Here is a 19,787-nt window from a genome sequence, read left to right on the forward strand (position 1 = left end):
CGGTCCTTGGGCTGTCGTGCCGGTCAGTACCAGGCGTCGGGCATGCTGTTCTTGCGTCTGGTGACATAGTCCATCAGGGCCTCGTCGATTGCTACATCCAGAGGCGGCGCTTCGTATTCGGCCAGCGTCTTCTTCCAGCTTCGGTTGGCGCGCGTCGCCATGTCCGTCTCGCCCTGCTCGACCCACTTCTCGAACGGTTCGTTGTCCGAAAGCGCGCTGTCCCAGAAAGCGGTCTGATAGTTGCGCATCGTATGATCGCAGCCGAGAAAATGGCTGCCCGGCCCAACCTCCAGAAAAGCATCCATCGCAAGCGCATTGTCGTCGACGACCACGCCGGCGAGATACGAGTGGAGCGCTCCGCAGAAATCGGTGTCCATCACGAACTTCTCGTAGGACATCGCGAGCAGACCATCGACGAAACCCGCCGAATGCAGGATAAAATTGGCGCCGCAATGGACTGCCGACAGCATCGACATGACGCCCTCTTGCATCGCCTGGGCGTCCGGCAGCTTCGAATTGGAAAAATTGCCGGCGCAGCGCAGCGGCAGGCCCAACCGGCGGGCGAGCTGCCCGACGACCATGCTGCCGATCGCCGGCTCCGGCGTCCCGAAAGTAGGCGAGCCGGAGCGAAGCGACATCGAAGAAAGGAAGTTGCCGAAGATCACCGGCGCTCCCTTTCGTTCGAGCTGCGTCAGCGCGCAACCGGCAAGCGTTTCGGCATAGGACTGGGCGATGGCGCCGGCATTGGTCACAGGCCCCATCGCCCCGCCCAGGATGAAGGGCACGATGACCGCCGCCTGGTTGGCGCGCGCATAGGCGCGCAACGACCTGGTCATCGTTCCGTCCCAGACGAGCGGCGAATTGACGTTGACGTTGCCGAGAATGACGCAGTTCTTGTCCACGAAATCGGCGCCGAAGAGGATGCGCGCCATTTCGATCGAATCCTCAGCACGCTCCTCGGCCGTAATCGAGCCCATGAAGGCGCGGTCGGAATATTTGATGTGGCTGTAAACCATATCAAAATGGCGCTTGTTGACCGGCACGTCGACCGGCTCGCAGATCGTGCCGCCGGAATGGTGCAGCCAAGGGCTCGACTGGCCGAGTTTGATCAGATTGCGGAAATCCTCGATCGTGCCGTAGCGCCTGCCCCGATCAATGTCGGTCACGAAGGGAGAGCCATAGGCTGGAGCGAAGACGACGTTGCGGCCGCCAATCTCGACATTGCGGGCGGGATTGCGGGCATGCTGGGTGAATTGCGCCGGTGCCGAGCGGACGATTTCATTCAACATGCCGGGTTCGAAGGTGACCCGGGCGCCATCGATCCTGGCGCCAGCCCGCTTCCAGTGATCAAGCGCGGCGGCATCATCCCGAAACTCGATTCCGACTTCGGCGAGAATGCGATCCGCGATCCGCTCGATCCGCTGCAGGCTTTCCTCGCCGAGAATATCGTAGGTCGGTATGTTGCGGACGATAAAGGGAACGCCGAGATTCCTGCCGGCTTCCCGTCGCTGCGATCTGGCACCCCGGGTTCGCCGAGGCGCCTCTCCCGTTGCTGCCGACGATGCTTCCATTTGCCAACCTCCCATCATTTTTCATGATGCTAGTGACGATCAAGGTAATTGTAACGCTGGAAAAATTTGACGCATTCTATAAGCTGTATTTATGGAAAATCTGCGCCGCCTCCTTCCTTCCGCCGCCAGCCTCATCGTTTTCGAGGCGGCCGGCCGCCATCAGAATTTCACCCGCGCCGCAAATGAGCTCGGAATGACTCAAGCGGCGGTATCTTACGCCATCCGAGGTCTCGAGGACCAACTCGGCGTACCGCTGTTTCACCGCGTGCACCGCGCGGTCGAATTGACGGAGGCAGGCGAGAAATTTCATGCGGACGTCTCTGTCGGCCTGTCGCGAATTCAGAAATCAGCCGAAGATATTCGCTCGAAGGGCCGCGAGACGAATGTTACGCTCGCAGCGTCCACCGCTTTCGCCTCGATGTGGATGCTCCCACGGCTGAACCGGCTGCGCGAAGACCTGCCGGAGATCGATCTTCGCATCCAGACCAGCGTGCGCGACCTCGATCTCGACGAAGAACCCATTCCCTTGGGCATTCGAGGCGGTGATCCCAGCCACTGGCCACGATATCATGCTGCTCTGCTGGCCGAGGAGGTGGTCAATGCCGTCGCGACGCCCGCCTATATCGAGGCGCATGGCCCGCCAGAAACGCCGGCCGACCTCTCACGACACAATCTCATCCATCTCGAAGAGCCCGTGCGGCGAGCCTGCGACTGGACGGAGTGGTTCGCGAGTGCGGGTCTTGCCTATCCTGCGCAGGGGCGACGGCTTACGATAAACGACTACGTGCTGGTCATCCAGGCAGTGCTTGCCGGGGAAGGAATCGCGCTCGGCTGGGAACACCTGATCGAGCGGCAGGTCCGCTCCGGCGCACTTGTTCCGGTGGGCGGGCACGTGTTGAAGACCGGACACGCATTCTATGTCGTCTGGCCGCGGTCGCGCGAACTCAACACGCAAGCACGGCGCATCAGGGACTGGCTATTAGACGAGGGGTTGCGTGACCGTTCCGCGGCCGGTGCCAATGAAGGCGACCATCAACGCGATGCCGCTACTTCGCGATAGCGATCGGAAAGATAACGCATCGTCGCAACGGCGTCCGCCGGCTTGCCGTAGAAATAGCCCTGCCCCATGCCGCAGCCGAGCGCCTTCAACTTCAGCGCTTCGGAAAAATCCTCGATGCCTTCGGCGACGACCTCAAGCTCCAGCCCTTCGCACATCGAGACGATGGCCTTGATGATATGTTCCGACGCGCGATCGGCGGAGATCCGGGAGACGAAGGCGCGATCGATCTTCACCTTGTCGAAGGAAAAGTCCCGCAGCCGGCCGAGGCTCGATTGTCCCGTCCCGAAATCATCGAGCGATACGCGCACGCCCGCCGCCCGCAATTCGGAAACGATCTTCTGCGCCACGTCGGCATCCGCCATCACCGCTGTCTCGGTGATCTCAAGCTCCAGCCGGCGTGGGTCGAGCCCGACCTGGTTAATGATCGACAGCAGACGCGCGCTGGTCGCCGTATCCATCAGCTGCGCAGAGGAGAGATTGAAGGAAAGGAAAAGTTCCTTCGGCCACGACAACGCGGCCTGTGCCGCCTTGCGCAAAAGCGTTTCGGCCAGCGACTCGATAAAGCCGCGCTCTTCGGCAAGCGGCACGAACACGGATGGCGAAACGTAGCCGAGATCCGCGTCACACCATCTTGCCAGCGCTTCGAAGCCGACGACCGTGTCGCTGCGAAGATCGACGATGGGCTGGAAATGCACGTCGACCTGATCGGCTATGATCGCGTTGCGCAGCGCCTGTTCGAGCTGCGTGGCGCGCTTCATCTCCTGGGCGATCTCCTGCGAATAGACGGTGATCTGGCCACGACCGCGCCGTTTCGACCGATAGAGCGCTGTGTCGGCGCTCTTCAGCAGGTCTTCAAAGCTATTGCCGGCGAAAGGATAGACCGCGAAGCCGAAGGACGCCGACAGGCGGACGTTGCGATCGCCGAGATCGAAGGGCGCCGACAACACTTCCTTCAGCACGCGGCCAAGCTTTTCGGCGCCCTTGCGCTCGAAGATCAGCGGCAGGACGAATGCGAACTCGTCGTCCGAGGTGCGCGTCACGGTCGCACCTTCCGGAACGCAGGCTTTCAGGCGGTGTGCGACCTGGCAGAGGATCTGATCGCCGGCTTCCGGCCCGAACAGGTCATTGATCGGCTTGAACCCATCGAGATTGGCAAGGCCTATCGTAAACGGCGCCGGGTCGCTCGCGCGTTCCGCGGCAAGCTCGCAGACCTTTTGCCGCAAATGCCGGCCGTTACCCAAGCCGGTCAGTTGATCGATGAGCGGCACGGGAGGCGGCACCTCTACAATCTCATGATCTGCGGCCTGCCTCCACATCATGGCCGCAAGCTCTCGCGGCGGGCTGGCGCAGGCGCTAGGGAACGGCCGCGGCGCAGCGATCCTCGCCGACGGAGATGGATCTCCCGCATCGGCGAAAGCAGTGGCTGGGCGGCTGGACGAAGCGCATTCATTGCTGCGAGGCTCTACACTTTCTGGCAGTTCGATGCAGACGATGACAATCGGGGGTTAACAATCCCATATCGCCTCGCTATCAAATCTTCCGTCGGCATCCCTAATTCTGGCGAATTGACAAGATTGGAGCCTCAGCCGACGGCACGCATGTTCCCCATGGGCATGTATTTTCTGAGGATCGCTTCGATCATGTCCGGGCTGACCGGTTTCATGATGTGGTCGTCCATTCCGACCGCTTCACATTGCCGAAGGTCGATATCGAGCGCCTGCGCGGTCACCGCAATGATCGGTGTCCGCCGATCGGTCCCCTTTTCGGCATCGCGGATGGCCGCTGCGGCATCGAAGCCGTTCATGACCGGCATCGATACATCCATGAGGACCAATGCCGGCTGAAGTTCGTGCCAGAGCTCTACCGCCTCCCTGCCATTCGCGGCGATCCGATGGGAAACCCCAAGCCCCTCCAGTATCTGGGCGAAGACGAACTGGTTGATCTGATTGTCCTCGGCGACCAGCACTTCAATGTCCGGCGCGTGCGTTCCGGGCGCAACATCGCTTTCGAAGGAGATTTCCCAGTCCGCCTGCGAAAGCGACGCCCGCGCCTGTGAACGCTCGGCGCAAGCGCGAAAGATCTCCGCGAGCAGGTGGCCGGCATCGATGTCGCCGGAGATCTTGAGGACAGGGCTTGCATGCCAGCCCGCAAGGACACGCCTGAGCTCCGAGAAGGCGCCATCGAGCACCAGGATATCGAGCTTTACCCCGGAATGTTCGGCAGCCGATGCGAAAGTCTCGAGTTCGCCGATGTTGCGCACAGCACAAGCATCGAGACCGGAACCGCGCAGACGCGCAACGAGCCGTTCCTCCACGCTTCGGTCGCCGGTCGCCAGCAGCACGCGCAGTCCACGCGCGGGCAGGGTCTCGATCATTGATCCCGCCTCGACCAGTTGCTGAACATTCAATGCACGGAAGGGATCGTAGAAATTCTGTGCCGGTGTAAAGATGCTGTAGTCCAGAATCTGCAGGCCGCTGCCGCCCTTGTTCTCACCCGTGCCGTGATACCAGGCCGCGATATCGGTGACGTCGTTCATGCAGGTCACGACGAAATGGCGGCCGGGCATGCCGATGCGATATTTGCGCGTCACGACCCAGAGATCGCTGCCATCGGCGCGCACGATATGTTCGGCTTCCGAATATGGCTTGCCGGTTTCGAGCACCAGTCGATCCGACTGTTCGAACCGCTCCGCCAGTTCGGCGTCGACGAGATCCCAGGCGGAGCGTCCGAGGATCGTCTCCTGCGTCAGATCATGAATTGTGCAGAACGCCTTGTTGACGGCGATGTAGTTGAGGTTTCGGTCTTTGACGCAGATCGGATTCGGCTGCGCGTCGAGAATCTCTTCCGTCAGTTCCACGCGTTCGAGGTCGGTCTGAACCTGTTCGTCGCGCTTCTTCTGTTCGGAAACATCAGTGACCGACAATATGCCGATACCGCTCGACAACCGGCGCTTGCGCAGAGAGACCCAGCGGGTACGGCCCGCCCGCTCGACATTCTCGTAGCGCTCACGCCAATGCAACGCCATATGCTCGGCGATCCAATCTTCCCTGTTGGTCCGGCGGCGGCTGTTCTCAGGCAATGTCCCCGGGCGCACACCGGTATCATAGACGGCACCGAGAAAGTCGCGAAGCCGAGTGCCGGGCGCCAAAAGGCGGGCTGGAACCGGAAAGAACTGCAGCATCGAGGGGCTGGCGAACAGGATCGTGTCGTCTCGACCGCAGACAAGCAAAGCAAGGCCAAGCGCGTCGCAACTCGACTCGAGAATGACCCTGTTGATGTCTGCGCCGCCCGACGCCACATCGTTCATCGCGCTGTCCTCATTTCGCCCTCTGCATGATTCCTTAAATCGGAAACGATTTAGGGACAAAACGATGCAGCAATCCAAAGTTTTACAGCGGCCTTTGGGCGTCTGAAAAGACACACGGCGCTGTGGCGGCGGTTTCATTCCGGGACATGCTGGCTGGCCTCGGAAGGCGTCTCTTCGGGCGGAATGCGTGACGGCGTCCAGCAACGCCGCGGAGCTCCAAAGATAAAACCCGTTCTCATTCAGGTTGTTGTGGAAAATCGCAGCAGAACGTTAAAGCGGAATTAAATCATGGCCGCATTTTCCACGCCGATCGCCTCGTAATCGCTCCGTCTGCGGCGGCACCGCCGCACAAGCCCCTTTCCCTCGCACGCCGAATCCGGGAAAATGGGTCATGATCATCAAACAGCTTTCAGAAACACTCATCAACCAGATCGCCGCCGGTGAGGTCATCGAGCGACCCGCCAGCGCCGCAAAGGAGCTGATCGAGAATGCGCTCGACGCAGGCGCGACCAGAATCGAGATCGCGACTGCGGGCGGTGGCAAGACACTGCTCAGGGTGACCGACAACGGCAGCGGCATGTCGCCGGGCGATCTCGCTCTGGCGGTTCAGCGCCATTGCACTTCCAAGATCAGCGACAGCCTAACCGATATCCGGACTCTCGGCTTTCGCGGCGAGGCCCTGCCCTCGATCGGATCGGTCGCGCGCCTGTCGATCACGACGCGAACGGCCGGTGCGAATGAGGGCGCGGCGATAACTATCGCCGGCGGCAGGACCGAAACCGTTCGCCCGTCACCTGCCAATGCGGGCACCGTCGTCGAGGTGCGCGACCTTTTCTTCGCAACCCCTGCCCGGCTCAAATTCATGAAATCGGAAAAGGCGGAGGCCGCCGCGATTTCCGAGGTCGTCCGCCGCATGGCAATCGCCTTCCCGAAGGTGCGCTTCGTACTCTCGGGCTCCGACCGAACGACCCTGGAGTACCCCGCCACTGCCGAAGACCGCTTGGCCCGGATGGCGCAGGTGCTCGGCAAGGATTTCCGCGACAATGCAATAGAGATCGACGCCGAACGAGAGGACACCCGGCTTACGGGGTATGCCGGCGTGCCGACCTTCAATCGCGGCAACTCGCTTCAGCAGTACGTCTTCGTCAACGGCCGGCCGGTGCAGGACAAGCTCATCCTGTCCGCCATCCGCGCCGCCTACGCCGAAACCATTCCACAAGGCCGTTACCCGGTTGCCGTCCTTTCGATCGTCCTCGATCCGGCGCTCGTCGATGTCAATGTACATCCGGCGAAGTCGGACGTCCGGTTTCGCGATCCGGGCCTGATCCGCGGGCTGCTCATCGGCGCGATCCGCGAGGCCCTGGGGCGCGACGGAGATCGCGCAGCCACGACCGGCGCGAGCGGAATGGTGCGCGCTTTCCGGCCGGAGATGCAGAGGCCATCGGCACCCTGGACGCCAGCGGCCTCGCCCTACCGCCCCGTGCATTTCGACCGGACGGACAATGGCTTCGCCGAAGCTCCGCAGCAAGCCTTCGCGGAATTCTCACAACCATCGGCACGCTCCGCCGCTCCGACCGAAGAAGCACGGATTTCCGATGCATCTCCTTTGTCTTTTCCGCTCGGTGCCGCGCGCGCGCAGCTCCATGAAAACTACATCGTCGCGCAGACGGACGATGGCCTCGTCATCGTCGACCAGCACGCCGCGCATGAGCGCCTCGTCTTCGAGACCATGCGGACCGCGCTCCATTCCCGCCCCGTGCCCGCACAGACGCTGCTCATCCCCGAGATCGTCGATCTTCCCGAGGACGATTGCGATCGACTGATGACGCATGCCGATGAATTCGCCCGTCTCGGTCTCGCGATAGAGCGCTTCGGGCCGGGGGCGATCGCCGTGCGCGAAACGCCTGCCATGCTGGGCGAAGTGGATGCGGCGGGCCTGGTGCGGCAGCTCGCCGACGAGCTTGCGGAATGGGATACGGCAACGGGCCTTGCGGGGCGGCTCGAATATCTCGCGGCGACGATGGCGTGTCACGGTTCGGTCCGCTCCGGCCGCCGCATGCGGCCGGAGGAGATGAATGCGCTGCTTCGCCAGATGGAAGCGACACCGGGCTCTGGCCAGTGCAATCACGGCCGGCCGACCTATATCGAGCTGAAGCTCTCGGATATCGAGCGCCTCTTCGGTCGCAGCTGACGAGCGATCGACGGTCCGCGAGTAGCACGCCGGGCGCTGGTGTTTTTCCGGGCACTGGGATAGATCAGGGAAACGGTCGAGTGAGAAGGCAGACGCAGGCAATGATGAACCGCTTTGAAGGAAGTTCCTCGCGCGAGGCGAAGATCCGCTATCTCGATGGCGACTTCCAGATCGTGCTTGCCGGATCGCACGTCGTCTGTGCCATGACGGGCAAGGCGATTCCCGTGGACGAGTTGCGTTACTGGAGCGTCGCCCGGCAGGAGCCCTATGTGGACGCCGCAGCCTCCCTAGAAGCGGAAAAACGTGCCGGCGCGCTCCCCAACCAGCGACGCTGAAGAAGTCGGTTTCGCTATAGCCCCTAGTTAGAGAGTAACTGCTTTCGCCTCCCGCAGCTTGCGCGATCGCGCGGCGGCAAGCGTCCGGTCGATGACTTTGCCGGGGATTGACGGGTCGTCGAAGCGCACGTCGATTTCGATCACCTTGCTCCTGCTCGCCAGCTCCCCCGCCCGACCATGTCCGGGTTCGAGACGGACCATGTCCTTCGACGTGGTGACCAGTGTATAGCCTTGGCTCGCGGCGCGATCGAGCAGGTCGGCAATTTCATCGTCGGAGAAGTGATGATGATCGGGAAAGCTCCGCGTCTCCTCGATGATCGCACCCGTCTCGCGCACGGTCCGGAAGAACTTCTCCGGATCGGCGATACCGGCCCAGGCAAGAACCTTGACGCCTGCAAGCTGCCCGTCGTCGATCCGGATGGTTTCCGCCGCATAGACGGGCTTGCCTGCCCGGGCCGCGCGGCGGACCAGCGGGTCGGCCGCAGATCCGTTACCGATCTTCAGAAGCGCCGTTGCGTGCCGCAACTGGTCGCCGATGGGTGCGCGAACCGGTCCCGAGGGCACGAGGTGTCCATTGCCGATGCCTCGCCCGGAATCGACCACGAGCAAGGCGAAGTCGAATGCAAGCCGCGCGCTCTGAAAGCCGTCGTCCATGATGATGATGTCGGCGCCTTCGGCCGCGAGCTTGCGCGCGCCCTCGACACGGCGGCGGCAGACGACGGTCAAGGCTTCACGGGCAAGCAGCAGCGGCTCGTCGCCGACGTCGCGGGCACGGTGGTGATGCGGGTCGACGATCGTCGTGACGTCCAGCGAGCCGCCATAGCCGCGGCTTAAGAAGCCCGGCTTCAACCCCTTCGCCTTGGCCGCTCGCGCAAGCGCGATGGCGGTCGGCGTCTTTCCAGCCCCGCCGACGGTGAAGTTGCCGACACAGATGAGCGGCACCGGCGCCGAGGCGCGGCGGGCGCGATCCATGCGCATGCCGGCGACGCGGCCGTACACCCAGGAAAACGGCCAGAGCGCATAGGCGCGCCAATCAGCCTTGGTCCACCAGAACGGTGGCGCTTCGGAAACCATTCTGTCTAACCTGCCTCCACGACCTGCCCTGCCCCCAAACCGGCCAGGAAAGCGCACCCCCTGCAGCGCCGCGCGCCCGTAAGACGCGCCGGGCTCGCTGCAGCACCTGAATTGCTGCATGTTCCTATCCTCCAATCGGTTCCGATCTAAGGAAACATGCAGTAGCTCCGCCGCAGCCGCGCTGGGCTGAACGACGCGACGGACAAAAAACGTCAGAACGGGAAAAAAGGCAAGCCGGACGGTGCCAGGAGCTAAAGCACCGCCTCCAACTCGGTTATGTCGGCGAGGCAATGATCCGAGGCCGCGGCAAGGGACTGGCGCGAGCCTGTTCCGGTCAGGACGGCGACCGTCAGGCCGACACCGGCATTGCGACCCATATACATGTCGTGATTGTTGTCGCCGACGACCGCCACCTGATACGGCTCGAGCCCCGTCGCCGCGCAGAAGCCGAGCACCATGCCCGGCTCCGGCTTGACGCCATTACCGCTGTCATAGCCGGCGACGTAGTGCAGGTAGCCGTCGAAACCGAAGCGTCTGGCGGTTTCCCGGATGGATCGTTCATTGTCGCTCGAGGCGACGCCCAGACGATAGCCCTTCGCGTGCAGGCCGGCAAAGAAGGCTCCGAGATCGGTTACCGGAACGGCATAGTCCGCGGACTGCGCAAAGAGGCCGTCGAAAAGCGTCGTCAATTGCTCGACGGTGAAGGGCGCACCGGCACAAACCATTCCCGTCGCGATTTCCACCGTGTTGCCGGCGGCAAGCAGGCTGTCCGGTGCAACATACCCGCTGTCCGGGTCCATTCCGCCAGCCTGAAGCAGCACTCTCGCCAGTTGCTCGTCGCCCCTGGCCGCGATGCGCGCCAGTTCGTAGTTCACCGGCACCCAGCTTTTCACGTAGTCGAGGAGCGTGCCGTCCTTGTCGAACAAAATGCCGGCGATTGTTTTCGAGGCGACCATGATCCGATCCGCAAATTGGCGCTTCAGCCTTCGATACGCGGCTCCAGCCGCGCCTTCACGACCAGCGGGTTGATATAGGGCTCGAGTCCCTTGACCGTCGCCGTCAGCGCGCCACGCATCTGTTGCACGCTTTCGAGACCGGCGTCGATCATCGAGCGACGCATGTCGTCGTTGCCGAGCAGATAGTTGACGCCTTTGGCCAGCATTTCGACATCGCGCACGATCTTGGCGCTGCCGTTCTTGGCAAGCATCTGGTAGGTCTCGCGAAAATTCTGGACGTTGCCGCCGGAAAGCACCGCACAGCCGAGCATGGCCGGCTCCAGCGGGTTCTGTCCGCCTTCGGCGAAGAGCGAACGTCCGACGAAGGCGACCTCGGTCAACCGCAGATAAAGACCCATTTCGCCGATCGTGTCGCCAAGGAAAATGTCGACATCCGGTGTCAGCGGGTCGTTGCGCGTCCGCCGCGCGACCTTCAGGCCCTTGGCGACCAGCGCCGCCTCGATCGCGTCGCATCGCTCAGGATGACGCGGCACGATAATCGTCAAGAGACCCGTCCTGTCCTTCAATGCACCATGAACGGTCGCCGCGGCATTCTCCTCGCCCTCGAAGGTGGAGATCGCCGCCCAGCTCTTGCGGGTGCCGATCTGCTGGCGATATTCCTTGAGCGCCTTCGGATCATGCGGCGGTGCGTCGGTATCGACCTTTAGGTTGCCGGAGACCATGACCGGGAGGGCGCCGAGCGTGCGAAACCGGTCAGCATCCACGTCGGACTGCGCGATGACGAGCGCCAGGTTCTCGAAGAGTGCATCGGCAAGCGACGGCCGCTTTTTCCAGCGCGCGAAGGTCCGGTCCGAAAGACGACCATTCACCAGAACCTGCGGAATGTGCCGCTTGCCGAGTTCGATGATGGTCATCGGCCAGATTTCCGATTCAGCGATGATCGCCAGATCCGGTTCCCAATAGTCGAGAAAGCGGCTCACCGCCGGTTTGAAATCGAGCGGCACATATTGATGGACGACGGTGGAGCCCAGTCGTTCCGCGGCCACTCGGGCCGACGTCGTCGTGCCGGTGGTCAGTACCACCGCAATGCCGCGACGGCGGATTTCCTTGATCAGCGGAGTGACGGCTGCCGTTTCCCCGACGCTCGCCGCATGAAACCAGACAAGCGGCCCCTGTGGGCGCGGCGCACTCGCATAGCCGTAGCGCTCGCGGCGGCGCGCCGGGTCCTCCTTGCCCTTCGCTGCGCGTATGGCGAGATAGGACCAGACCAGAGGATAGATTGCCGTCCCGATCCAGCGATAGCTGGAGAGCGCAAGCCGTGCACGAAGACCGCTCATGAAAACGCGCCCTCGCCTATGCGCAACTTCACGCGGGTGTTACAAACAGCCCGGGCGCAGGCACGCCGCATGCGTCCCAACGATACCGACATCAATCATTTTCCGGATCGAGCAGACGATGCATATGGACAATGAAATAGCGCATATGGGCGTTGTCGACCGTCATCTGCGCCTTGGCCTTCCAGGCGGCAAGAGCGCTTTCGTAATCGGGAAAGATGCCGACGATGTCCAGCTTGTCCAGATCGCGGAACTGGACGTTCGTGAGCGTCGTCAGCTCACCGCCGAAGACGAGGTGCAAACGTTGTTTTTTCATGGAATCTTGAGCCATCGGGAGTCCATTTTTTCTGAAGCGTGGCGTTGATTTGCGGCATTCGCCCCCAAAGGTCAATGGGGCTCCAGCAAGCGCGAGGCGGCCAGCAAAGCCGGGAGCGCCGGCCTCGAGGCTGCTCCAAGAAAGCCGTGCGTGACAATGGGGCGATTATACGACAGGGGCACGCCGTCGAGCCCACAGAGTACGCCGCCTGCCCGCGCAAGAATGAGGTCGGCAGCGGCCAGATCCCAGTCATGCGAGTTCTTCTTGACGATGGTCCCGTCGATCCGTCCATCCGCGATCATCGCCAGCCGGTAGGCAAGCGACGGCACATGCGGCACGCGCACGACTTTTTTGCGATACGCCGGAGCCAACTTGCCGACCAGATCCTCGGCCATCGCGACCTTTAGCGTCCCTTGAGGCTCGAGCGCGCGCACAGCGATCGCGGCGCCGTTCTTTAGCGCCTCGCCGTCGCGGGTCGCCTGAAAAACCTCACCAAGCGCCGGCGCATAGAGCACGGCCGCAACGGGCTGCCCCCGATGAACGAGAGCGACGCTCACACACCAGAGATCGCGGCCGGAGATGAAGGCGCGCGTTCCGTCTATGGGATCGACCACGAAGACGCTTTCACGGGAGAGGCGGCTCTCGTCGTCATCCGTCTCCTCGGAAAGCCAACCATAATCGGGGCGTGCACCAAGCAGCCTTCCCTTGAGGATATCATTGGCGGCGAGATCAGCCTCGCTCACCGGCGAACGGCCCTCGTTCTTCCAGCGGACGTCAAAGGTCTTGCGAAAATATCCGAGCGCCGTGTCGCCTGCGGCGATCGCCGCGGCGAGGATCAGCTCAAGGTCCTCGCTCCAGACGGACGCGAGCGGTCGGGCTGTTTCTGACATTCAACTCCATACGCGCGAGACCGGCCCGCGCGCCTCAATAGTTAGAGGAACACGGCACTCGCGATCAGGTTCCGGCGAGCGTCATGCCTTCAATGGCAAGTGTCGGCGCGGCAATGCCGAATTTCCTGTCGATGTCGTCGGCAGGCGTCAGGGCCATGAACATCTGCTTGAGATTGGAAGCGATCGTTACCTCGGACACCGGAAATGTAATTTCGCCGTTCTCGATCCAGAAACCGGAAGCGCCGCGGCTATATTCTCCCGTCACCATATTCACGCCCTGGCCGATGAGTTCGGTGACGTAGAAACCCGTTCCGACGCTCTTTATCAGATCGTCGGGCGAAATCGCTCCGGGTTCGAGGGCGAGATTGGTCGAGGCGGGATTGACCGTGGGGCCGCCGCGAACGCCGCGTCCATTGGTTTCAAGACCGAGTTCCTTGGCCGCCGAGGTCGACAGGAACCAATGCCGCAGCACACCGTCCTCTACCATCGATAGCTTCGAACCGCTGACCCCCTCGCCATCGAAGGGCCGCGAGGAGGCGCCGCGAACGATCAGCGGGTCATCGGTGACCACGATCCCCGCCTTCATGATCTGCTTGCCCATCATGTCGCGCAGAAAGCTTGTCTTGCGCGCCACCGACGCGCCGTTGATCGCGCCCGCGAGATGACCGACGAAACCGCGCGCAATGCGCGGATCGAAGACGACCGTGACGTTCTTTGCAGTCGGCACCTGGCGCGGGTTGAGGCGCGCGACCGCCCGTTCGCCGGCGACGCGGCCAATGTCGTCGGCCGTGCGCAAATCATCGTAGTAGAGGCGACTGTCGAAATCGTAGTCACGCTCCATCTTCGTGCCCTCGCCCGCGATCGCGCTGACGGAGCGGCCAAAGCGGGTCGCCATATAGGAGCCCGAGAAACCATGCGACGTGACCAAAACAAGCCCGCCCATGCCGGCAGAAGCACCGGCACCGCTTGAATTGGTGACGCCGGTCACGGCAAGCGCTGCCCCCTCGGCGGCAAGCGCGGCCTCGGTCAACGCTTCGGTCGACACCGCGCTGGCATCGAAGAGATCGAGGTCCGGATAGGATTTCGCGAGTCGGTCGGAGTCCGCCAGGGACGCGTATGGGTCTTCGGGCGAAGCCTTGGCCATCGCTACCGCCCGCTCCGCAAGCAGCTTTAGATCGAAACCGGGATTGGCGGAGACGCTTGCGACACGGCGCCCGACGAACACCCGCAGCGAAAAGTCATCGCTTTCCGAGGCTTCCGTCGCTTCGACCTTGCCAAGCCGGACCGAAACGGAACGGGAGCGGCCGCGCACGACGACCGCGTCCGCGGCGTCTGCACCGGCCCGGCGTGCGAGTTCGACGAGCTCGGCGGCTTGCTTTTCCAACGCAGCGGAATCGATCATCTCAGACATGATTTGGCCTTTCATTCCTGTCCCATTTATTGTGCACTGGACCATGCATCAAGGGCATCGTCTTGATTCCCGTCCCAGCATCCAAATGATATCCGGCAAAAGGCCCCGCGTGTGGGATCCCTGAAGCCGTCACAACGAGAACATCGAGCATGCAAACGACACCGTTTCTTTATACCCAGGCGCTGATGCTGCTCGGCGGCGCCGTGCTCGCGGCGCCGCTCTTCAAACGCCTGGGGCTCGGCACGATTCTCGGCTATCTCGCCGCTGGCATACTGATCGGTCCGGTCGCGCAGCGGATTACCGAGGGAGAGGAGATTCTGCACGTTTCGGAACTCGGAGTCGTGTTCCTGCTCTTCATCATCGGCCTGGAATTGAAGCCGTCGCGTCTGTGGCAGATGCGGCGCGACATTTTCGGGCTTGGCACGGCACAGGTTGTCCTGACCGGTCTCGTCCTGTCTTTGCTGATCTCCTTTGCCGGTCTTCTCGAATGGAGGGGGAGCGTTATCGCGGGCTTCGGCCTCGCGCTTTCCTCCACGGCCTTTGCGATGCAGATTCTCGACGAAGGCAACGACACCAACACCCGCTACGGCCAACGCGCCTTCTCCATCCTGTTGCTGCAGGACATGGCGATCGTTCCCTTGCTCGCCGTGATCCCGTTGATGGCGGCGCAGGCACCGGAAGATGCGACGACGCCGCTTCAGGATTTCGCGATAGCGGTTAGCGCCGTGGCAATCCTCTTCGCCGCGGGTCGATACCTTCTCAACCCGCTCTTTCAGGTGATCGCCCGCACCGGTGCGCGCGATGTCATGATCGCGGCAGCGCTCCTCGTCGTCATGGGTGCGGCAACATTGATGCAACTCGCCGGTCTTTCCATGGCGATGGGCGCCTTTCTTGCCGGCGTGCTTTTGGCGGAGTCGTCCTATCGCCATGAACTCGAGGCCGACGTCGAACCCTTTCGCGGCATCCTTCAGGCCTTGTTCTTCATGGCCGTCGGCCTCTCACTGCAACTCAACGTCATAGTCGAGAACTATCTCCTGATCATAGTGGCGGTGCCGTTGCTGATGCTGGTGAAGAGCGCCGTGCTCTACTGGCTTTGCCGCATCACCGGCTCGCGCCACAATGACGCGCTCCGCATCGGCCTTCTTCTGCCACAAGGCGGCGAATTCGGCTTCGTGCTCTTCACCGCGGCGGCCGCGGCAGGGGTGTTTTCGCATGGAATCTCGTCCCTGCTCGTCGCCATCGTGACGCTTTCGATGGCGCTGACGCCTGTCGCGGCAATGCTCTCGAAGCGGCTGATGCACGAACAGGACGAAATGGCCGACGAGATGGATGAGGATTTCGAGGGCGCCGGCGCCGACGTGCTGATGATCGGCTTCTCGCGTTTCGCCCAGATCGCGGCGCAGATCCTGCTCGCCGGAGGGCGCGACGTGACGATCATCGATCACTCCGCCGCGCGCGTGCGCCAAGCGGCGACCTTCGGCTTTCGCATCTATTTCGGCGACGGCACGCGGTTGGATGTGCTGCGGGCCGCCGGTATCGAGCGCGCGAAGCTCGTCGCGATCTGCACGCAAAAGAAGGAAACGACCGACAGGATCATCGGCCTCGTCCAGGCGGAATACCCGAACGCGCGCATCTTCGCCCGCTCCTACGACCGGCTGCACACGTTGGAACTGCGCGCCAGGGGTGTCGACTATGAGTTGCGCGAGACCTTCGAATCCGGCCTGCTCTTCGGTCGCAAGACGCTGGAAGCGTTAGGTGTGGGCAACGATGAAGCAATCTCCATCATGGACGATATCCGCCGCCGCGACGAAGCGCGGCTCGTTCTGCAGGAGGCCGAGGGCATTACCGCGGGCCGCGACATGCTGCACTCGAGGCCGGTCCGGCCGGAGCCGCTGGTCAAGCCGAAGCGCGAAGTGAACCACTCGGCCGACACGGAGGAGCGGATCCTGCCGACCCTTCCCGCGGAGGATCGGCAACGGCGGGACGAGACGCTGGCGGGGACGGACTGAGCAGCCTCAGCCGATATTCCTCCAGCTCTCGATCCGTTCGGAGAGTGCACGCTTGACCTGTTCCCTGGTGCTGGTCGTGGCCGCCAGTATCTCATGAGCACGGAAGAAATCGAGGACGCGGAACCGGCCGACATCGGGGCGCAGCAGAATGTCGGGTGCGCCCGCCTTCATTTTCATCGCGATGATGGATTGCATCATGAGCTGGCTCGCTCCGAACAGACTGTCGATGCGGCTCGGGATCGTCCTGCCGTCACCATCAGGTCCGCCGACGACATCGATGGCGAGTACGATGTCAGCCAAGCCACGCAGATGATCGAAAGGGATGGGATTGTAGATGCCGCCGTCGATCATGACGCGGCCATCGATTTTCACGGGCATGAAAACGGCCGGCAGGGCGCAGGAGGCCGCAAGTGCCTGGTGCAGATCGCCGCTTTCACAGACGTGTTCCGTCTGGCCGTAATAGTCCGTCGCCATGATTTTCAGCGGGATGAGCAGATCGGAAAAACGGTTAGGGAGCGCTTCGGGCAGGAAGGCTTTCAAGACTCGTTCGATGTTGAACTGGCCGAAACGGAAACCACTCGACATCGCCTCGGACAGGCTGACCGGCCTCAAGCGCCAGAGGCGGTTGAGCACTTCACCGCGGTGACCGACGGTCGAGAGGACGTGCTGCCGGATTTCCTCGCCGCTCATGCCGGCCGCCATTCCCGCGCCCATGAGCGCGCCGATCGACGAACCGGCAATCGCCACGGGCCGGATGCCCATCTCGTCGAGGGCCTCGATGATGTGAATGTGCGCCAGGCCGCGTGCGCCGCCGCCGCCCAGAGCCAGTGCGATCGTCGGTCGGCGCCCGGTCGCGGGTGGCATCGTCTCAGACAGGGCTTCCTGTTTCATCAACCTGGTCTCCGTTCATCCGCCGACCACTCGACCCCCCGCCCATAGGCGAGCGAGTCAATCGCCGCGGAAGCGGTAGAAGTGCATCCGCGTATCGCCAAAGGCGCGCACATCGAGCGGTTCGAATTGCTCGGACGGCTGAGGCTGCACGTCAGCGCGTTCCTCCAGAATAGCCAAGGCCCCTGGGACGAGCCACCTGCCCGCCGCGGCCGCCGCAAGCGCGCGCTCACCGAGTCCCTTGGCATAGGGCGGATCTGCGAAAACCAGATGAAACGGCTCCATCGTCCCGACCGGCCCGAGGTCGGTCGCATCGCGACGAAAAATCTTTGCACGTCCCTGAAGGCCGAGCGTCTCGATATTGACCCGTAGCAGGCCTCTGCCCTCGACGCCCTGCTCGACGAAGAGCGCCTGTCGGCAGCCACGCGATAGGGCTTCGAGCCCGACAGCGCCGGTACCGGCAAAAAGATCGAGCATCCGGGTGCCGTCAAGCGCCTCCGGATAGGCGTGGCTCAGAATATTGAACAGGCTTTCGCGCGTCCGGTCAGTTGTCGGACGAATATCGTGGGACTTGGGCGTGGCCAGTGCGCGGCCACGAAACTCTCCGCCGACGATGCGCACGCTCGGTCACTTTCCCTTGCCGCGGGGCTTGCCGCCGCCGGGGCGGCCGCCTGGTTTGCCGCCGCCCGGCTTACCGCCACCGGGCTTGCCGCCGCGGGGACCGCTGGAGCGCTGACCGAAGGGCTTTCCGCCGGCCGGCTTGCCGCCTGCCGGCTTCCCACGAGACCGATCGCCAAAGGAGCGGTCTCCACCTTCACGGCCTTGGGGCCGATCTCCCTCGCTGCGGTTTGTCCGTGGCTTTCCGGACGCTGCACGACTGTCGCCTCCAGCGCGCGCCGAACGCTCGCTGCTTTCCCGACGGGGCGGGCGATCGCCGTGGTCCCGTGATTTCCGTTCCCCAGCATCGAAGGATCGGCGCCGCTCGAAGCCGCCTTCGCGCGAATCGTCCTTGCGGCCGACCGGTTCGCTGGCGCTGATCCAGTCCCCATCTTCACCCCCGCGCCTGACGGACGGCCGCGGAGCACGCTCCGGGCGGGCAGCGCCCTTGGCTGCCCCGCCTTTGCGGTCGGGGTCGAACTTTCCCGATGTCTTCGTCGCCAAGCCGTCCTTGGTTCGGCCATAGCGTTTTGTCTTCGGCGCGCCTTCCGGACGTTCGCGACGAGTCGGCTTCGCGGAAGCTTCCTCTTCCGCCGATTTCGGCTTCTTTTCGGCTACCGGTCGCGCACCCGGCGCCATCCAGACATTGGCGGTGCGGCTGCGTTTCGCCGGTGCCCGGGCGGGACGGTCTGCGGACCTGCCGGCGGAACGCTCGCCTCGGTCGCGGGAGCGGCCTTCATCGCGCCGCGTATCAAGGCGGGCAAGCGCACGCTCGCGCTTGTCCTCCGGCTTTTCTCGCCGTCCGGCGCGTTCCGTCTTGTCGGCATCCCCGCCAACCTCATCGTGATCATCCTTCTCGGCGGCGGGCTGGTCATTGTAGAGAGGCGCGTCGAAATTCGCCTTCGCATCCTCGATGAGGCGCGGACCGAGCTGATCCCTGAGCGTGCGGCCGCGAATTTCCTGAACATGGCCTTCCGGCAGGTCGCCCAACTGGAAGGGACCATAGGAAATGCGGATCAGTCGATTCACATCAAGGCCAAGCGCGCCGAGCACGTTCTTGATCTCTCGGTTCTTGCCTTCGCGCAGGCCCATGGTGATCCAGACGTTCGATCCCTGGACCCTGTCGAGCGTAGCCTCGATCGCCCCGTAGAGGACGCCATCGACGGCGATGCCCTCCTTCAACCGGTCGAGCGCTTCCTGGTCGATCTCGCCATGGGCGCGGACGCGGTATCGACGCAGCCAGCCGGTCGAGGGCAGTTCGAGCACGCGAGCGAGGCCACCGTCGTTCGTCAGCAGCAGCAGGCCCTCGGTATTGATATCGAGGCGGCCGATCGAAAGCACGCGCGGCAATCCTTCCGGCAGTCTCTCGAAAACCGTCGGCCGGCCTTCCGGATCGGCATTGGTCGTCACCAGTCCGGCCGGCTTGTGATAAAGCCAGAGCCTCGTGCGTTCGATGCCGCGGATCGGATGACCGTCGACCTCTATGCTGTCGGCAAGCGTGGCGTTTACGACAGGCGTGTCGAGCACGACACCGTTGAGCTTGACGCGCCCTTCCATGATCATCCGCTCGACGTCGCGGCGGGAGGCAACGCCGGCGCGCGAGAGGATTTTCGAGATGCGCTGCGGCTCATCCGCACCGGGCGGCGCGCTTGCAGCCGGCCGAGCCTTGGCGGACCCGCTGGCGCCGGCCTTCTTGTCACCGGAACGAGGTTTCTTTTCCCGGCCGTTGGTCTTGCCGCCGGGCCGCGTGAACTTGTCTTTGGATGTCATTTGTGTTGCCTGCCTTTT

The 19,787-nt window shown here is 63.1% G+C and carries 16 protein-coding genes; 4 read left to right on the forward strand and 12 right to left on the reverse strand.

The genetic code is table 11. The features are described 5' to 3' along the window. Window positions 1–23: 23 nt before the first annotated feature. Window positions 24–1,571 carry a trimethylamine methyltransferase family protein gene (locus ILFOPFJJ_RS11600; protein ID WP_173510702.1) on the reverse strand — a complete coding sequence of 516 codons (1,548 nt, stop codon included), beginning with the start codon at window positions 1,569–1,571 and terminating at the stop codon, window positions 24–26. Window positions 1,572–1,662: 91 nt separating this feature from the next. On the opposite strand from ILFOPFJJ_RS11600, the gene ILFOPFJJ_RS11605 reads away from it, so the two are divergent. Further along, window positions 1,663–2,631 (forward strand): LysR substrate-binding domain-containing protein, encoded by a 969-nt coding sequence (locus ILFOPFJJ_RS11605; protein WP_173510703.1) that lies wholly within the window; start codon window positions 1,663–1,665, stop codon window positions 2,629–2,631. Here the strand turns inward: ILFOPFJJ_RS11605 and ILFOPFJJ_RS11610 are convergent. Further along, entirely contained in the window at window positions 2,604–3,947 is a 1,344-nt protein-coding gene (locus ILFOPFJJ_RS11610) for a putative bifunctional diguanylate cyclase/phosphodiesterase (protein WP_173511495.1), read from the reverse strand. The two genes, ILFOPFJJ_RS11605 and ILFOPFJJ_RS11610, sit on opposite strands and share 28 nt — an antisense overlap. Before the next feature lie 266 nt (window positions 3,948–4,213). Beyond that, window positions 4,214–5,938, reverse strand: a complete 1,725-nt coding sequence (locus ILFOPFJJ_RS11615; protein ID WP_173510704.1) for a response regulator — start codon at window positions 5,936–5,938, stop codon at window positions 4,214–4,216. Between the two features lie 391 nt (window positions 5,939–6,329). Between ILFOPFJJ_RS11615 and mutL the strand changes: the two genes are divergently transcribed. Together mutL and ILFOPFJJ_RS11625 are read left to right on the forward strand one after the other, a co-directional pair. Further along, window positions 6,330–8,129, forward strand: coding sequence for a DNA mismatch repair endonuclease MutL (gene mutL / locus ILFOPFJJ_RS11620; protein ID WP_173510705.1), 1,800 nt, complete (start codon window positions 6,330–6,332; stop codon window positions 8,127–8,129). Between the two features lie 101 nt (window positions 8,130–8,230). Continuing rightward, window positions 8,231–8,464, forward strand: coding sequence for a DUF2093 domain-containing protein (locus ILFOPFJJ_RS11625; protein WP_136507310.1), 234 nt, complete (start codon window positions 8,231–8,233; stop codon window positions 8,462–8,464). Between the two features lie 27 nt (window positions 8,465–8,491). Here the strand turns inward: ILFOPFJJ_RS11625 and lpxK are convergent, their stop codons facing one another. The 6 genes from lpxK to ILFOPFJJ_RS11655 form a co-directional block, all read right to left on the reverse strand. Further along, window positions 8,492–9,538, reverse strand: a complete 1,047-nt coding sequence (lpxK, locus tag ILFOPFJJ_RS11630) for a tetraacyldisaccharide 4'-kinase (RefSeq protein ID WP_173510706.1) — start codon at window positions 9,536–9,538, stop codon at window positions 8,492–8,494. Window positions 9,539–9,789: 251 nt separating this feature from the next. Beyond that, complete coding sequence (locus ILFOPFJJ_RS11635; RefSeq protein WP_173510707.1) at window positions 9,790–10,494, reverse strand: HAD family hydrolase; 705 nt, start codon at window positions 10,492–10,494, stop codon at window positions 9,790–9,792. Window positions 10,495–10,517: 23 nt separating this feature from the next. Next, entirely contained in the window at window positions 10,518–11,831 is a 1,314-nt protein-coding gene (gene waaA / locus ILFOPFJJ_RS11640; RefSeq protein WP_173510708.1) for a lipid IV(A) 3-deoxy-D-manno-octulosonic acid transferase, read from the reverse strand. A gap of 91 nt (window positions 11,832–11,922) precedes the next feature. Beyond that, window positions 11,923–12,159, reverse strand: coding sequence for a DUF4170 domain-containing protein (locus tag ILFOPFJJ_RS11645; RefSeq protein ID WP_173511496.1), 237 nt, complete (start codon window positions 12,157–12,159; stop codon window positions 11,923–11,925). A 56-nt stretch (window positions 12,160–12,215) separates the two neighbouring features. Next, window positions 12,216–13,034, reverse strand: coding sequence for a 3'(2'),5'-bisphosphate nucleotidase CysQ (locus tag ILFOPFJJ_RS11650; RefSeq protein WP_173510709.1), 819 nt, complete (start codon window positions 13,032–13,034; stop codon window positions 12,216–12,218). A 64-nt stretch (window positions 13,035–13,098) separates the two neighbouring features. Beyond that, window positions 13,099–14,445 carry a TldD/PmbA family protein gene (locus tag ILFOPFJJ_RS11655; RefSeq protein WP_173510710.1) on the reverse strand — a complete coding sequence of 449 codons (1,347 nt, stop codon included), beginning with the start codon at window positions 14,443–14,445 and terminating at the stop codon, window positions 13,099–13,101. 149 nt (window positions 14,446–14,594) lie between these two features. Between ILFOPFJJ_RS11655 and ILFOPFJJ_RS11660 the strand changes: the two genes are divergently transcribed. Next, window positions 14,595–16,454: a monovalent cation:proton antiporter-2 (CPA2) family protein gene (locus ILFOPFJJ_RS11660; protein ID WP_173510711.1), complete on the forward strand. Its 1,860-nt coding sequence runs from the start codon at window positions 14,595–14,597 to the stop codon at window positions 16,452–16,454. A 6-nt stretch (window positions 16,455–16,460) separates the two neighbouring features. On the opposite strand, the gene ILFOPFJJ_RS11665 is transcribed toward ILFOPFJJ_RS11660, so the two are convergent. From ILFOPFJJ_RS11665 to ILFOPFJJ_RS11675, 3 genes are read right to left on the reverse strand one after another with little or no spacing between them, the layout of a single operon-like run. Then, window positions 16,461–17,345 (reverse strand): patatin-like phospholipase family protein, encoded by an 885-nt coding sequence (locus ILFOPFJJ_RS11665; protein ID WP_173510712.1) that lies wholly within the window; start codon window positions 17,343–17,345, stop codon window positions 16,461–16,463. 57 nt (window positions 17,346–17,402) lie between these two features. Further along, entirely contained in the window at window positions 17,403–17,963 is a 561-nt protein-coding gene (rsmD, locus tag ILFOPFJJ_RS11670; protein WP_173510713.1) for a 16S rRNA (guanine(966)-N(2))-methyltransferase RsmD, read from the reverse strand. Window positions 17,964–17,969: 6 nt separating this feature from the next. Then, window positions 17,970–19,769 carry a pseudouridine synthase gene (locus ILFOPFJJ_RS11675; RefSeq protein ID WP_173510714.1) on the reverse strand — a complete coding sequence of 600 codons (1,800 nt, stop codon included), beginning with the start codon at window positions 19,767–19,769 and terminating at the stop codon, window positions 17,970–17,972. Window positions 19,770–19,787: the final 18 nt, after the last annotated feature.

Origin of the sequence: Sinorhizobium psoraleae (genome assembly GCF_013283645.1) — a bacterium.
Taxonomy (GTDB): Bacteria; Pseudomonadota; Alphaproteobacteria; order Rhizobiales; family Rhizobiaceae; genus Sinorhizobium; species Sinorhizobium psoraleae.

Coding starts and splice junctions, on each gene's coding strand:
- ILFOPFJJ_RS11665 (WP_173510712.1), bottom strand. CDS start 17,345: ATGAAACAGGAAGCCCTGTCTGAGACGATGCCACCCGCGACCGGGCGC.
- ILFOPFJJ_RS11650 (WP_173510709.1), bottom strand. CDS start 13,034: ATGTCAGAAACAGCCCGACCGCTCGCGTCCGTCTGGAGCGAGGACCTT.
- ILFOPFJJ_RS11660 (WP_173510711.1), top strand. CDS start 14,595: ATGCAAACGACACCGTTTCTTTATACCCAGGCGCTGATGCTGCTCGGC.
- waaA (WP_173510708.1), bottom strand. CDS start 11,831: ATGAGCGGTCTTCGTGCACGGCTTGCGCTCTCCAGCTATCGCTGGATC.
- ILFOPFJJ_RS11675 (WP_173510714.1), bottom strand. CDS start 19,769: ATGACATCCAAAGACAAGTTCACGCGGCCCGGCGGCAAGACCAACGGC.
- lpxK (WP_173510706.1), bottom strand. CDS start 9,538: ATGGTTTCCGAAGCGCCACCGTTCTGGTGGACCAAGGCTGATTGGCGC.
- ILFOPFJJ_RS11610 (WP_173511495.1), bottom strand. CDS start 3,947: ATGTGGAGGCAGGCCGCAGATCATGAGATTGTAGAGGTGCCGCCTCCC.
- ILFOPFJJ_RS11645 (WP_173511496.1), bottom strand. CDS start 12,159: ATGGCTCAAGATTCCATGAAAAAACAACGTTTGCACCTCGTCTTCGGC.
- ILFOPFJJ_RS11655 (WP_173510710.1), bottom strand. CDS start 14,445: ATGTCTGAGATGATCGATTCCGCTGCGTTGGAAAAGCAAGCCGCCGAG.
- ILFOPFJJ_RS11615 (WP_173510704.1), bottom strand. CDS start 5,938: ATGAACGATGTGGCGTCGGGCGGCGCAGACATCAACAGGGTCATTCTC.
- ILFOPFJJ_RS11635 (WP_173510707.1), bottom strand. CDS start 10,494: ATGGTCGCCTCGAAAACAATCGCCGGCATTTTGTTCGACAAGGACGGC.
- ILFOPFJJ_RS11600 (WP_173510702.1), bottom strand. CDS start 1,571: ATGGAAGCATCGTCGGCAGCAACGGGAGAGGCGCCTCGGCGAACCCGG.
- ILFOPFJJ_RS11625 (WP_136507310.1), top strand. CDS start 8,231: ATGATGAACCGCTTTGAAGGAAGTTCCTCGCGCGAGGCGAAGATCCGC.
- ILFOPFJJ_RS11605 (WP_173510703.1), top strand. CDS start 1,663: ATGGAAAATCTGCGCCGCCTCCTTCCTTCCGCCGCCAGCCTCATCGTT.
- mutL (WP_173510705.1), top strand. CDS start 6,330: ATGATCATCAAACAGCTTTCAGAAACACTCATCAACCAGATCGCCGCC.